Raw genomic sequence first — 14093 nt, 5'->3', positions numbered from 1 at the left:
TTCGAACGGCGGCGGGTAAACTGAAGGCCCCGCCGCCGTTCGAAGGGGAGCATGCGCACGCTCGCACCCGCCACCGCCTCCGGTCTCGCCCGCTGCACCCCGGTCTTCGCGCCGGGCGACCCGCACCGCGCGGGCACGGTCGCCTTCCACGGCGACCTGCCAGACGACCCGACCGGTGAGCTCGACATCCTGCGTCCGCTGCCGGACGGGAGCCTGGAGCACGCCACCGTCGCGGTGCTGCGCCTGCCCGTCGGCGACGCCGTCCCCGCCCTCACCGCCGCCCGCCGCACCCCCGGGGCCGACCCGGCCGCCGCGTTCTGGGGCGCGGTCACGGTCGTGGCGCTGCAGCTCATCACCCGGGGCAGGCTCGTGCCCGGGGTCTCCCCGGGCGGCTTCGACACCTGGCGCGCGGGCCCGCTCGACGCCGCCGACGCCGCCCGGCTGCGCGAGCTGGCCGACGCCATGCCCGCCACCGCCCGCGCCGTGGCGCTGCCCGGGACGGGCGACCCGGCCGAGGCCGTGCTCGCCGAGCCGCTGGCGCTCGTGCGCGCGTTCGTCGACGCCGTGGCCGACGCCTGGCCGCGCACCGCGGCCGCCCCGCTCGCGGCGGGCAGCCCGCTGTTCGCCTCCCGCGAGCCGAACCACGTGCCGCGGCTGCGCTCGTGGTCCGACGAGCTCTCGGCGGGCCTGGACTCCGGGGTCCGGGTGTCGCTGCGGCTGGAGGTGCCCGGCGGGGACTACGCGGGCGGCGCCTTCCACGCCGTCGTGCAGGCGCACTCGCTGTCGGACCCGGCGGTCGTGGTCGACGCCGAGCGGCTCTGGGCGGGCGGGCACCCGCTCGGCGCCGACGCCCGCATCGAGCTGACCAGGGCGCTGCGCCGCGCGGCGCGCACCTGGCCCGCGCTCGAGCGGCTGCTGGCCCAAGGCGTCCCCGACCACCTCGTGCTCGACGACGGCGAGCTGGCCGAGCTGCTCGCCGTCGCGCCCCGGCTGGCCGCGGCGGGGGTGGAGGTGCACTGGCCACGCGAGCTGGTGCGGTCGCTGACCGCGCGCGCCGCCGTCGGCCGCGCCGAGCGGGCGCCGTCGGACCTGGCCTCGGTGCTCGGCGGCGACGGCCTGTTCGCCTTCGACTGGCAGCTCGCCCTGGGCGACCGCGCGCTCACCGCCGCCGAGCTGGACCGGCTCGCCGAGTCGCGCAGGCCGGTCGTGCGGCTGCGCGACGAGTGGGTCCTCGTCGACCCGGACCTGGCGCGCAAGGCCCGCGAGCGCGAGCTCAAGCCGGTCACCGCGATCGAGGCCCTCGGCGTCGCGCTCACCGGCACCGCCGAGGTCGACGGCGAGCGGGTCGAGGTCGTCGCCGACGACTGGCTGGCCGACCTGCGCGCCCGCATCGCCGACCCGGACTCCGGCGGCGAGCCGGTCGAGGCCCCGGCCGCGCTGGCCGCCACCCTGCGCGACTACCAGTTGCGCGGCCTGCGCTGGCTGGTCCGGATGACCGACCTCGGCCTCGGCGGCTGCCTGGCCGACGACATGGGCCTGGGCAAGACGGTCACCCTCATCGCCCTGCACCTGCACCGCCAGCTCGCCGAGCGCACCGCCGGGCCGACGCTGGTCGTCTGCCCCGCCTCGCTGCTGGGCAACTGGCAGCGCGAGATCACCCGCTTCGCCCCCGGCGTGCCCGTCCGCCGCTTCCACGGCGCCGCCCGCTCCCTCGACGGCGCCGACACCGGGTTCGTGCTCACCACCTACGGCACCATGCGCCTGGACGCCGAGCGGCTCGGCGCGCACCCGTGGGGGCTGCTGGTCGCCGACGAGGCCCAGCACGTGAAGAACCCGGGCTCGGGCACCGCCAAGGCGCTGCGCGCGATCCCGGCCCGCGCCCGCGTCGCGCTCACCGGCACGCCGGTCGAGAACAACCTCTCGGAGCTGTGGGCGGTCCTGGACTGGACCACCCCCGGCCTGCTCGGCGGCCTGGCCTCGTTCCGCGCCCGCTGGGCCAAGCCGATCGAGGCCGACCGGGACGCGGCCACCGCCGACCGGCTGGCCCGGCTGATCCGCCCGTTCCTGCTGCGCCGCCGCAAGTCCGACCCCGGCATCGCCCCCGAGCTGCCGCCCAAGACCGAGACCGACCGCCCGGTGTCGCTCACCCAGGAGCAGGCGGCGCTGTACCGCGCGGTGGTCACCGAGACCATGGACCGCATCCGGGCCGCCGACGGCATGCAGCGGCGCGGGCTGGTCATGCGGCTGCTCACCGGGCTCAAGCAGATCTGCAACCACCCGGCCCAGTACCTGCGCGAGCCGCAGGCCCGGCTCACCGGCCGCTCCGGGAAGCTGGAGCTGCTCGACGAGCTGCTGGACACGATCCTGGCCGACGACGGGACGGGGCAGGGCGGCGCGGTGCTGGTGTTCACCCAGTACGTGCAGATGGCCCGGCTGCTGGAACGGCACCTGCGCGACCGGGGCGTGGCCACCGGCTTCCTGCACGGCGGCACCCCGGTGCCGCGCCGCGAGGACCTGGTGCGCGGCTTCGGCGCGGGGGAGTTCCCGGTGTTCCTGCTCTCGCTCAAGGCGGCGGGCACCGGGCTCAACCTCACCCGCGCCGACCACGTCGTGCACTTCGACCGGTGGTGGAACCCGGCGGTGGAGGACCAGGCCACCGACCGCGCCTACCGGATCGGGCAGACCAGGCCGGTGCAGGTGCACCGGCTCATCGCCGAGGGCACCGTCGAGGACCGGGTCGCGGAGATGCTGCGCGGCAAGCGCGACCTCGCCGACGCCATCCTGGCCAACGGCGAGGCCGCGCTCACCGAGCTGACCGACGCGGAGCTGACCGAGCTGGTCGAGCTGCGGGGTGGCCGGTGAGCGTTCCCGCGCGCGGGTTCCCCGCGTTCCCCGCCGCCGCCCGCCGCGCCGGGCAGTTCGCCCGCTCCTGGTGGGGGCGGGCCTGGGTGAAGGCGCTGGAGGACACCGCCCTCGACGAGGGGCAGTTGCGCCAGGGCCGCCGCTATGCCCGCGCGGGCTACGTCGGCGCGATCACCGCGGCCCCCGGCAGGCTCTCGGCGACCGTGCAGGACTACGAGGACGACACGGCCTACCACACGGTCGTGCGGCTGGAACCGCTGTCCGGGGCCGAGTGGGACCGCTTCGCCCGCCAGATCGGCGCCGAGGCGGGCCACATCGCGGCGCTGCTCGACGGCGACATGCCCAGCTCGCTGGTCGACGCCGCCGCCGACGCCGGGGTGCGGCTGCTGCCCGAGATCGGCGACCTGGACCCGGACTGCCCGTGCCCCGGCTTCGAGCTGCCCTGCCGCCACGCCGCCGCGCTGGCCTACCAGACGTCCTGGCTGCTCGACGCCGACCCGTTCGTGCTGCTGCTGATCCGCGGCCGGGACCAGAGCGGCCTGCTGGACTCGCTGCGCAGCGGCCGGGCGCCCGCTCCGGCGGGCGACCCCGCGGCGGCCGCGTTCGCCCGCCCGCCGGTCGACCTGCCCGACCCGCCCCCGCTGCCCGACGCACCGCCCGCGGCGCTGTCGGTGCCACCTGCCCCCGGGGTCGACCCCGCGGTGGTGGAGATGCTCGTCGCCGACGCGGCCGCGCGCGCCCGGGCGGCGCTGCTGGGCGATGCCGTCCCGGACCACCCGCGGTGGCCCGACACCGTGCGCTGGGCCGCGGCGCACCCGGTCGCCCACGCGCGCATCGGGTCCGGTGTGGACAGGGCGGTCGCGGCGTGGCGCGCGGCGGGGGACGAGGGGCTCGACGTGCTCGAGCACCCGTGGAGCCCGGCTGCCACGACGATGGCGCACGCCAGGGACGTCCTGGTGCACCAGGAGGAAGGCGTCGCCGCGGAGCCGGGGGCGGTGTGGCGCAACCGATGGACGTCCGGGGCACACCAGTTGCGGTACTCGCGCGAGGGCCGCTGGCACCCCTACCGGGAGCGGGACGGGCAGTGGTGGCCCGCGGGCCCGGCCCAGCGCGACCCGGTCGCGGCGCTGCAACTCCTGCAGTCCTGAACCGCTCGCGCCGCAGGGTGGTCAACGCGGAACGGCCCTCCCCGGAGCACCGGGGAGGGCCGTTCGCTGTGCGCTGGCGGGGGTTACCTCTTCGGGGCCAGCTTGATGTTGACCGTGTTGCCGTCACTGGCGACGAAGGCGCCGATGATCGGGGTCAGCGGACCGCAGTTGACGGTCTCGGACAGCGAGTACTTGCCCTTGAGCGTGCCGCCCTTGGCGACGTCGAACTTGCCGGTGGACTTGAGCTCGATGGCCGCGGGCTCCGCGGTCTTGCAGGTGTCGCCCTTGTAGATCGAGAAGCCGAACAGCGAGACCTTGGTCAGCTTGATGTCCAGGCTGGTCGAGAAGGTCACCGAGGACCGGCTGATCGTGCCGCTGGACTGGCCCACCTGGTCGAAGGCGATGTTGGCGCCGACCGGCACGAAGCCGAAGATGCGGAACCGGCCGGTGGTCGACTTCAGCGCGAGGTCACCGGTGTAGGTGCCCTTGGCCAGGTCGGCGTTGGCGGCGAAGGAGCCCTGCAGCGGCACGGTGCCGTTGAGGCCCTTGAGCTTCGACGAGCCGCTGACACCGAAGTTCACGTTGGTGCCGGGGTTGGGCGGCGGGGTCGTCGAGGTCGGCGGCTCGGTGGGCTCCGAGGTCGGCGGCTCGGTCGGCTCGCTGGTCGGGGGCTCGGTGGTGGGCGGCTCGGTCGGCTCCGTGGTCGGCGGCTCGGTGGGCTCGCTGGTGGGCGGCTCAGTGGGCTCGCTGGTCGGGGGCTCGGTGGTGGGCGGCTCGGTGGGCTCCGTGGTCGGCGGCTCGGTCGGCTCGCTGGTCGGGGGCTCGGTGGGCCCCGACGTGGGGGGCTCGGTCGGCTCGCTGGTGGGCGGCTCGGTCGGCTCCGAGGTCGGCGGCTCCGAGGTCTCCTTCGGGGTGATCTGGAAGGTCGCCAGGGTGGTGTTCTGACCCGGCACCAGCTTGCACTGCGAGTCGAACACGCCCAGGCCGGTGTCGGTCCCGTCGGCGCGCTTCGGGTGCAGGTTCAGCTTCAGCTCACCGATGGTGATCTTGGCTTCGCCCGGGGTCGGGAACGACAGCGACGGGGTCTGGCCGAAGGCGGCGATGTCGAACGCGCCGCCAGCCTGCGGCACGTCCGTCTTCGGCACCGTGATCGGCACGTTGACCGGCAGCGTGAGGTCCGGGGTGGTGACGGTGGCCGAGGCGAGGGCGGTGCCCTCGACGGTGGCCGAGCCGACCAGGGTCAGGCCCTGGGTCGCGTCCGCGGGAACGGTGGTGATCGCCTCGATCTCGAACGCGCCGGTGGGCTCACCGACACCGATCTCGAGGGGCAGGTCGGTGTTGATGACCGCCTTGATCTGCTTCTCGCCGATCAGCGGGAAGGGGCACGAGTAGTTCAGGGTCAACGAGACCGGCTGCGCGTTACTGGTGCCGCTGCCGAGCAGCAGCCCGGTAGCCACCAGCCCCGCGGCGGTGGTGGCGGCAGCTCCCGCCAACACCTTCTTGGAGACCTTGCGACGCATCAGGGTTTACGACCTTCCTGGTATCAGCGGTGATACGGGAATGGAACATGAGGCCCGCCCGGCCTGTTTGCTCTATTCCGAGGGGTCCGCAGGCGAAACAAAACCACGCCCCCATCACGGAAAGCAAGGATAGATTATTCTTTTCTCGGTTCGTGTAGTTTTTGTTGCTCGGCAACGGAAGTAGCGGTTTACAGGGGCGTGCTCGGTGTCCGACTCGGATAATCGCGCCGTGCGGGAACGTGCCCGTTCCTCGTCTGCTTTTAGTCGGGTAGTGATGAAAAACGCATTGGTGACAATGGGTCACCGTGCGGCGGCCGCGTCCGGAGGCCGATTCCACCGGCGCGGCGCGCGCCTGTCAGACCCCTGGTCCACCATGTCCCCATGGAGTGGACCCTGGAAGTCATCGTCGTCCCGGTCTCCGATGTGGAGCGGGCCAAGCAGTTCTACGCCGAGAGCCTCGGCTTCACCGTGGACCACGACACCAGCCCCGGCGGCGGCGTGCGGGTCGTGCAGCTCACCCCGCCCGGCTCGGGCTGCTCGATCGTGCTCGGCATGAGCCAGATGGAGCCCGGCACGCTCAAGGGGCTGCAACTGGTCGTCGGCGACCTGCGCGCGGCGCACGCGGAGCTGACCGCCAGGGGGGTGGCGGTCTCGCCGGTGCAGGTCGCCGGAGCGGAGGGGTTCCGCGACGCCACGCCGGGGGACGAGCTGGACAACGCGGGGTTCGCGTTCTTCCAGGACCCGGACGGCAACGCCTGGGCCGTCCAGCAGATCACGTCCCGGCTGGCGAGTCCCCTGCTGGGTAGGTCCGGGGGGTGAACACCGCGGCCGAGCCGTCGCCGCGCTCGACCACCCTGGTCTGCGACGACCCGATCAGCAGCAGGCAGCGCATGTCCACGGTGCCCGGGTCCAGGTCGCCCAGCCGCAGCACGCGCACCGACTCCTCCGGCCCGCCCACGTCGCGGCCGACGACGACGGGCGTCTCGGGGGAGCGGTGGCGCAGCAGCACCCGGACCGCCTCGCCGAGCTGGTGCGGCCGGGCCTTGGAGCGCGGGTTGTAGAGGGCGATCGCCAGGTCGGCCGCCGCCACCGCCTCGAGCCGGGAGACGATGACGTCCCACGGCTTGAGGCGGTCGGACAGCGAGATGGTGGCGAAGTCGTGGCCCAGCGGCGCGCCGACCCGGCTGGCCACGGCCTGCGCCGCGGTCACCCCGGGCAGCACCCGCACCGGCACGTCCTTCCACTGCGGGTCGGCGGCCACCTCCATGACCGCCGCCGCCATCGCGAACACGCCCGGGTCCCCGGAGGACACCACGGCGACCCGGCGGCCGCGCTTGGCCAGGTCGAGGGCGAACGCCGCCCGCTCGGCCTCCACCTGGTTGTCCGAGGCGTGCCTGCGCTGGCGCGGGTTGGGCGCCACCCGCGCCAGGTACGTCGCGTACCCGACCAGGTCGTCGGCCACCGCCAGCGCCTCCTGCGCCTCCGGGGTGAGCCACGGACGCCCGGCCGGGCCGGTCCCGACGACCGTCACCGAGCCCTCCTCCGCGCCGGAGGCCACGTGCGGGGACACCCCGGCTGCCACGCCGTCGTTGACCGGGCTGGGCAGCAGCGCCAGCGAGAAGTACGGCACCGACGCCGGGTCGACCTCGGCCAGCGGCAGCGACCGCCCCTCGCCCCAGGTCGCGCGCTCCACGTACAGCGCCCGGTCGAGCTTGCCCGCGGCCTCGAACGCGCCGCGCACCTTCTCGAAGTTGCGGCCCAGCTTGAGCACCGCCGCGGAGTCGGTCGCCGCGAGCTGGGCCGCCAGCGCCTCCGCCGGGAGGGTCCCCGGCAGCACCGTCAGCACCTCCTCGCCTTCGACCAGCGGCACGCCCAGCACCGCCGACGCCCCGCTGACCGAGGTCACGCCGGGCACGACCTCGGTCCGGTAGCGGCCGCAGAGGCGCTTGTGCATGTGCATGTAGGACCCGTAGAACAACGGGTCGCCCTCGGCGAGCACGACCACGTCGCGCCCGGCGTCGAGGTGCGCGGCGAGCCTGGCCGCCGCGGACTCGTAGAAGTCGGCCATCGCGCCCGCGTACCCGCCGGGGTGGTCGGTGGTCTCGACCGTCAGCGGGTAGACGAGCTGTTCCTCGATCTGGCCCTCGCGCAGGTACGGCGCGGCGAGCCCGCGCGCGATCGACCGGCCGTGCCGGGCCGAGTGGTAGGCCACGACGCCCGCGCCCTGGATCAGCCGGGCCGCCTTGACGGTGACCAGCTCGGGGTCGCCGGGGCCCAGGCCGACGCCGTAGAGGGTGCCGCTCACTCGTCCTCGCTCGCGATCGCGTTGACCGCGGCCACGGCCATCGCCGAGCCGCCGCGCCGCCCGCGCACCACCAGGTACGGGATGCCGCCGGTGTGCTCGGCCAGGGCGTCCTTGGACTCCGCCGCGCCGATGAAACCGACCGGCAGGCCCAGGACCGCCGCCGGGCGCCCCGCGCCCGAGTCGATCAGCTCCAGCAGCCGGAACAGCGCGGTCGGCGCGTTGCCGATGGCCACCACGGCGCCGTTGAGGTGGTCGCGCCACAGCTCCAGGGCGGCGGCGCTGCGGGTGGTGCCCAGCTCCTCGGCCAGGCCCGGCACGCGCGGGTCGGACAGCGTGCAGAGCACGTCGTTCTCGGCGGGCAGCCTGCGCCGGGTGATGCCGGAGGCGACCATGTGCGCGTCGCACAGGACCGGGTGCCCGGCCAGCAGCGCGGCGCGCGCCGAGGCCACGACCTCGGGGTGGAAGTCGACGTCGCCGACCAGGTCGACCTGACCGCACGCGTGGATCATCCGGACCACCGCCCGCGCCACGTCGGTGGGCAGCCCGTCCAGGGCGGCCTCGGACCGGATCGTGGCGAACGAGCGCCGGTAGATCTCCGCCCCGTCCTTGATGTAGTCGTACTCGCTCACTGCTTCCTTCCCCGTGTGACCGCCTCGACCACACTGTGCCCACCGTCTTCGCCGACCGCCGCGCTGATCGACTCCGCGCCCACCAGGTACCCGCCCCCGGGGGTCGCCACCACGTCCAGCACCTCGCCCGCGGGTCGACCGCACCGCCGGTCGCAGCCAGACCAGTGCACCGCCCGCCCGCCGACCCGGACCAGCCGGGCCGCCGCCTGCACGTCCGCGTGCGCCTTGGCGCAGCCAGGACGTCCGGTGCACGCTGTCACGCCGAGGCCGGGGTCGTCCGGTGATGTGATGAGCCCGACGCCCGCCAGGCCCGCCCCGTCGCCGCGCACCACCGCGCCCCGCCACGGCGTCAGCACGACGTCGCCGGTCGCGGCCAGCGCCTCGGCCTGGTCCTGGGTGATCCGGCCCAGCGGCACCGCGACGCCGAAACCCGGGGCCCCGCCCGCGAACGCCACCGACCCGATCGGCCCCGCCGCCACCGGCGCGCCCCTGGGCACGCGCTGCGGTCCCGCGCCCAGCCGCTCGGCGATCACCGCCACGCCCGCGCCGAGTTCGCGCACGCGCCACTGCCCGTCGCGGACGTCGAGGAAGGCCCTGGCGGCGGCGGTGATCGACGGGACCACCTGGTCGGCGGGCACGCGGACGCCGTGGTCGGCCCCGCCCAGCAGGATGGCCACCCGGTCGCCGACCGGCAGCGCGGCCACGTCGGCCCCGGCCCAGGCGACGTCGCCGCGGCCGTCGTCGAGGGCGATGAGGAACCGGCCGGGCAGCGCGGCCAGCGCCGGGTCCGCGCACAGCGCGGCGTCGACCCCGGCCACCCAGCGCCGCCCGCCCAGCGGCGAGGCCATGATGTTGCGCACTTTCTCGTGCGTCGGCGACGGCAGCAGCCCGATCCCGGCCAGCCGCTCGCCCAGCTCGACCGCCCCGCCCGGACCCAGCCCGCGCACCTGCAGGTTGGCCCGCGAGGTCAGCTCCAGCACCGGGGTTCCCAGGTCGGCGGCTGCGGCGGCGACCGCGCGCAGTTGCGCCGGGCGCAGCAGGCCGCCCGGGACCCGCACCCTGGCCAGGCCGCCGTCGGCGGCCGGGTGCGTGTCGAGCGCGCCGGGACAGGCGTCGGCGCCCGTTCGGCGCTGGGGTTGGGACACGTCTCGAATATAGGGTGAGCGCGACACAGCGATGGCACGTGGAGGAAGCCGGTGCGAGACCGGCGCGGTCCCGCCACTGTCACCCGGCCCGTCCGGGGAGCCAGGAACTCCGGCCATCGCGAGCCGACCCCGGGGCGCGGACCCCAGGAAGGGACCCATGATCCTGCTGCTGTCCACCTCGGACACCGACCTGCTCTCCGCCCGCGCCAGCGGCGCGGACTACCGGCTGGCCAACCCGGCCCGGCTGCACGTCGACGACCTGCCCGGCCTGCTCGACGGGACCGACGTGGTCGTCGTGCGCCTGCTCGGCGGCCGCCGGGCCTGGGAGCAGGGCCTCGACGCCCTGCTCGCGGGGGACCGCCCGGTCGTCGTCCTCGGCGGCGAGCAGGCCCCGGACGCCGAGCTGATGGAGCTGTCCACCGCCCCCGGCGGCGTGGTCGCCGAGGCGCACCGCTACCTGGCCTTCGGCGGCGCGGACAACCTGCGCGAGCTCAACCGCTTCCTGTCCGACACGCTGACGCTCACCGGCCACGGCTTCCAGCCGCCGGTCGAGCTGGCCGCCTGGGGGCGCCTGGACTGGACGCCCACCCGCACCGAAGGCCCGCGCGTCGGCGTCCTCTACTACCGCGCCCACGAACTGGCCGGGAACACCGCGTTCGTCGCCGCCCTGGCCGACGCGGTCGAGGCCAAGGGCGGGCAGGCCGTCCCGGTCTACTGCGCCTCGCTGCGCACCGCCCCGGCCGAGCTGCTGGAGCTCCTCGGCTCGCTCGACGCCCTGGTCGTCACCGTGCTCGCCGCGGGCGGCACCACGCCCGCGGCCGCCTCCGCCGGGGGCGACGACGGCGCGTGGGACGTCGGCGCGCTGGCCGACCTGGACATCCCCATCCTGCAGGGGCTCGCGCTGACCTGGTCGCGGGAGTCCTGGGCGGAGTCCGACGACGGCCTGTCCCCGCTCGACACCGCCACCCAGGTGGCGGTGCCGGAGTTCGACGGCAGGCTGATCACCGTCCCGTTCTCGTTCAAGGAACTCGACGCCGACGGCCTGTCGGTCTACGTGGCCGACCCCGAGCGCGCGCTGCGCGTGGCGGGGATCGCGGTCGCGCACGCGCGCCTGCGGCACGTGCCCCCGGCGGAGAAGAAGGTCGCGCTGATGCTCTCGGCGTACCCGACCAAGCACGCCCGGATCGGCAACGCCGTCGGCCTCGACTCGCCCGCCTCCGCCATCGCCCTGCTCGAGGCCCTGCGCGGCGCGGGCTACGACGTCGGCCCGGGCGAGGGCCCGGACGCGCTGGCCGGTCTCGCCGCCCGCGACGGCGACGCGCTCATCCACGCCCTGATCGAGGCCGGTGGCCAGGACGAGGACTGGCTGACCGAGGAGAAGCTGGTCGGCAACCCGGTCCGCATCTCCGCCGCCCAGTACGGCGAGTACTTCCAGACCCTGCCCGCCGACCTGCGCGAGTCGATGGAGGAGCACTGGGGCCCCGCGCCCGGCACGCTGTTCGTCGACACCTCCGCCGACCCGGCGGGCGAGATCGTGCTGGCCGCGCTGCGGGCGGGCAACGTCGTGCTGATCGTGCAGCCCCCGCGCGGCTTCGGCGAGAAGCCGGTCGCGATCTACCACGACCCGGACCTGCCACCCAGCCACCACTACCTGGCCGCCTACCAGTGGGTGCAGCGCACCTTCGGCGCGCACGCCATGGTCCACCTGGGCAAGCACGGCAACATGGAGTGGCTGCCGGGCAAGAACCTCGGCCTGTCCGCCTCCTGCGGCCCCGACGCCGCGCTGGGCGACCTGCCGCTGGTCTACCCGTTCCTGGTCAACGACCCGGGCGAGGGCACCCAGGCCAAGCGGCGCGCGCACGCCACCCTGGTGGACCACCTGGTGCCGCCGATGGCCCGCGCGGAGAGCTACGGCGACATCGCCCGGCTGGAGCAACTGCTCGACGAGCACTCCAACATCGCCGCGATGGACCCGGCCAAGCTGCCCGCCATCCGCGCCCAGATCTGGACGCTCATCCAGGCCGCCAAGCTCGACCACGACCTGGGCCTCGACGACCGCCCGCACGACGCCGAGTTCGACGACTTCCTGCTGCACGTCGACGGCTGGCTGTGCGAGATCAAGGACGTCCAGATCCGCGACGGCCTGCACACCCTCGGCCTGGCGCCCACGGGCGCGGCCAGGGTCAACCTGGTCAACTCCATGCTGCGCGCCCGGCAGATGTGGGGCGGGCAGGCCGCGGCGCTGCCCGGTTTGCGCGAGGCGCTCGGCCTGTCCGAGGACGGCTCGGAGTCGCGGGTGCGCACCGACGAGATCGACGCCCGGGCCCTGGCGCTGGTGCAGGCCATGGAGGACCTCGACTGGGACCCGGCGCGGGTCTCCTCGGTCACCGCCGACCCGGCCGTCGCCGAGGTGCTGACCTTCGCCGCGGTCGAGATCGTGCCCCGGCTGGCGCGCACCACCGACGAGATCGACAACGTGCTGCACGCGCTGGCGGGCGGCTACGTCCCGGCTGGCCCGAGCGGGTCGCCGCTGCGCGGCCTGGTCAACGTGCTGCCCACCGGCCGCAACTTCTACTCGGTCGACCCCAAGGCCGTGCCCAGCAAGCTGGCCTGGGAGACCGGGTACGCGATGGCCGACTCGCTGGTCGAGCGCTACCGCAAGGACACTGGCGAGTGGCCGCGCTCGGTCGGGCTGTCGGTGTGGGGCACCTCGGCGATGCGCACCGCGGGCGACGACATCGCCGAGGTGCTGGCGCTGATGGGCGCCCGGCCGGTGTGGGACGAGGCCTCGCGGCGGGTCAGCTCGCTGGAGGTCATCCCGCTGGCCGAGCTGGGCAGGCCCCGGATCGACGTGACGGTGCGCATCTCCGGCTTCTTCCGCGACGCCTTCCCGCACGTGGTCTACCTGCTCGACGACGCGGTGCGGCTCATCGCCGGGCTCGACGAGTCCGAAGAGGACAACTTCGTCCGCGCCCACGTCACCGCCGAGGCGGACAAGGGGGAGCGGCGGGCCACCGCGCGCATCTTCGGCTCCAAGCCCGGCGCCTACGGCGCGGGCCTGCTCCCGCTCATCGACAGCCACAACTGGCGCGACGACTCCGACCTCGCCGAGGTCTACGCCGTCTGGGGCGGCTTCGCCTACGGCCGCGACCTCGACGGCGTGGCCGCCAGGGACGACATGGAGTCGGCCTACAAGCGCATCAACATCGCCGCCAAGAACGTCGACACCCGCGAACACGACATCGCCGACTCCGACGACTACTTCCAGTACCACGGCGGCATGATCGCCACGGTCCGCGCGCTCACCGGCAAGGCCCCCGCCGCCTACATCGGCGACAGCACCAACCCCGACGCCGTGCGCACCCGCTCCCTGTCCGAGGAGACCAACCGCGTCTTCCGCTCCCGCGTGGTCAACCCCCGCTGGATCGAGGCCATGCGCCGCCACGGCTACAAGGGCGCCTTCGAGCTCGCCGCCACCGTCGACTACCTGTTCGGCTACGACGCCACCACCGGCGTGGTGCAGGACTGGATGTACGACAAGCTGGCCCAGACCTACGCGCTGGACGAGGAGAACCGCAAGTTCCTCACCGAGTCCAACCCGTGGGCCCTGCACGGCATCGCCGAGCGCCTGCTGGAGGCGGCCGACCGCAAGATGTGGGCCGAACCCGACCCGGAGACCCTCGCCGCCCTGCAGCGGCTGTACCTGGAGGTCGAGGGCGACATCGAGGCTGGCTCGGAGTAGGGGCCGCGCCGTTCGCACGTCCGGGCGGGGTCACCCCGCCCGGGCGGGGTCACCCCGCCCGGGCGGGCCGCCGGTGAGGCGGGCCGGACAGCCAGCACCCGGGATGGCGCGCCCGGGGGTTGACCGGCGGGCGACTTGGGTACCCACAACAGGTATCCCGAGCACGGAGGCCCACCACATGCCCACCACCACGACGACGGACGTCATCGACCTCATCCTCGCCGACCACCGCCGGTTCGAGGACCTGTTCCGCGGTCTGCGCGACCGCACCAACGACCGGGCGAAGCTGCTCGGGGAACTGGCCCAGGTGCTCGTCGCGCACGCCGAGGCCGAGGAGTCCGAGGTGTATCCGGCGTTGCGCCGGTACAAGAACGTCGACGACGACGAGGTCGAGCACGGGGCGGAAGAGCACGCCGAGGGACACGTCGCGCTGCTGGAGCTGATGGAGGTCCAGGACACCAGCTCCGACAAGTGGGAGGACGCCCTCGAAGAGTTGGTGACGAACATCAACCACCACCTCGACGAGGAGGAGCGCACCATCCTCAACGACGCGCGCGACACCGTCGCGGTGGCCCGCCGCCAGGAGTTGGGCGAGCGGTTCACCAAGGTGCGCGCCGAGCGCATGGAGGCCGGGTGCGGTTCGATCGAGCACGTGCGCGAGCTCGTGGCGCAGACCAAGGACCGCATCGACTAGACCCGGTCCCGAGCACAGAACCGAGCACAGAGAACCGAGCAGAGAGAG

The 14093-nt window shown here is 74.5% G+C and carries 9 protein-coding genes and 1 riboswitch; of the genes, 5 read left to right on the top strand and 4 right to left on the bottom strand.

Going from position 1 to position 14093, the window contains the following annotated elements; translation table 11 throughout:
* Window positions 1–51 precede the first annotated feature (51 nt).
* Together GCL84_RS14865 and GCL84_RS14860 are read left to right on the top strand one after the other, a co-directional pair.
* The gene (locus GCL84_RS14865) at window positions 52–2862 is read left to right on the top strand and encodes a DEAD/DEAH box helicase (RefSeq protein ID WP_156756046.1); all 2811 of its coding nucleotides are present in this window, start codon (window positions 52–54) and stop codon (window positions 2860–2862) included.
* Window positions 2859–4010: an SWIM zinc finger family protein gene (locus GCL84_RS14860; RefSeq protein WP_156756045.1), complete on the top strand. Its 1152-nt coding sequence runs from the start codon at window positions 2859–2861 to the stop codon at window positions 4008–4010. The genes GCL84_RS14865 and GCL84_RS14860 overlap by 4 nt, the downstream gene beginning before the upstream one ends.
* Window positions 4011–4093: 83 nt before the next feature.
* On the opposite strand, the gene GCL84_RS14855 is transcribed toward GCL84_RS14860, so the two are convergent.
* Entirely contained in the window at window positions 4094–5530 is a 1437-nt protein-coding gene (locus tag GCL84_RS14855) for a DUF6801 domain-containing protein (RefSeq protein WP_156756044.1), read from the bottom strand.
* Window positions 5531–5911: 381 nt separating this feature from the next.
* Between GCL84_RS14855 and GCL84_RS14850 the strand changes: the two genes are divergently transcribed.
* A complete protein-coding gene (locus GCL84_RS14850) occupies window positions 5912–6349 on the top strand; it encodes a VOC family protein (RefSeq protein ID WP_156756043.1) in 438 nt (145 codons plus the stop codon).
* On the opposite strand, the gene GCL84_RS14845 is transcribed toward GCL84_RS14850, so the two are convergent.
* From GCL84_RS14845 to GCL84_RS14835, 3 genes are read right to left on the bottom strand one after another with little or no spacing between them, the layout of a single operon-like run.
* Window positions 6303–7835: a precorrin-2 C(20)-methyltransferase gene (locus tag GCL84_RS14845; protein WP_156756042.1), complete on the bottom strand. Its 1533-nt coding sequence runs from the start codon at window positions 7833–7835 to the stop codon at window positions 6303–6305. The two genes, GCL84_RS14850 and GCL84_RS14845, sit on opposite strands and share 47 nt — an antisense overlap.
* A complete protein-coding gene (locus GCL84_RS14840; RefSeq protein ID WP_156756041.1) occupies window positions 7832–8464 on the bottom strand; it encodes a precorrin-8X methylmutase in 633 nt (210 codons plus the stop codon). The genes GCL84_RS14845 and GCL84_RS14840 overlap by 4 nt, the downstream gene beginning before the upstream one ends.
* On the bottom strand, window positions 8461–9609 hold the full coding sequence (locus GCL84_RS14835) for a precorrin-3B synthase (protein WP_197523251.1): 1149 nt from the start codon (window positions 9607–9609) through the stop codon (window positions 8461–8463). Before GCL84_RS14835 ends, GCL84_RS14840 begins: the two co-directional genes overlap by 4 nt.
* Window positions 9610–9650: 41 nt before the next feature.
* Window positions 9651–9719, top strand: a riboswitch (cobalamin riboswitch).
* 47 nt (window positions 9720–9766) lie between these two features.
* On the opposite strand from GCL84_RS14835, the gene cobN reads away from it, so the two are divergent.
* The gene (gene cobN / locus GCL84_RS14830) at window positions 9767–13351 is read left to right on the top strand and encodes a cobaltochelatase subunit CobN (protein ID WP_156756040.1); all 3585 of its coding nucleotides are present in this window, start codon (window positions 9767–9769) and stop codon (window positions 13349–13351) included.
* A gap of 178 nt (window positions 13352–13529) precedes the next feature.
* Complete coding sequence (locus GCL84_RS14825) at window positions 13530–14045, top strand: hemerythrin domain-containing protein (protein ID WP_156756039.1); 516 nt, start codon at window positions 13530–13532, stop codon at window positions 14043–14045.
* Window positions 14046–14093 lie beyond the last annotated feature (48 nt).

Source organism: Actinokineospora pegani, assembly GCF_009745975.1.
In the GTDB taxonomy this organism is placed as follows: Bacteria; Actinomycetota; Actinomycetes; order Mycobacteriales; family Pseudonocardiaceae; genus Actinokineospora; species Actinokineospora pegani.
The sequence above is the reverse complement of the archived record's forward strand: the minus strand, read 5'-3'. Positions and strand labels throughout refer to the sequence as shown.

Excerpts from the sequence above, each read along its gene's own strand:
- GCL84_RS14865 (WP_156756046.1), top strand. The coding sequence starts at position 52 with ATGCGCACGCTCGCACCCGCCACCGCCTCCGGTCTCGCCCGCTGCACC.
- GCL84_RS14855 (WP_156756044.1), bottom strand. The coding sequence starts at position 5,530 with ATGCGTCGCAAGGTCTCCAAGAAGGTGTTGGCGGGAGCTGCCGCCACC.
- GCL84_RS14850 (WP_156756043.1), top strand. The coding sequence starts at position 5,912 with ATGGAGTGGACCCTGGAAGTCATCGTCGTCCCGGTCTCCGATGTGGAG.
- cobN (WP_156756040.1), top strand. The coding sequence starts at position 9,767 with ATGATCCTGCTGCTGTCCACCTCGGACACCGACCTGCTCTCCGCCCGC.
- GCL84_RS14825 (WP_156756039.1), top strand. The coding sequence starts at position 13,530 with ATGCCCACCACCACGACGACGGACGTCATCGACCTCATCCTCGCCGAC.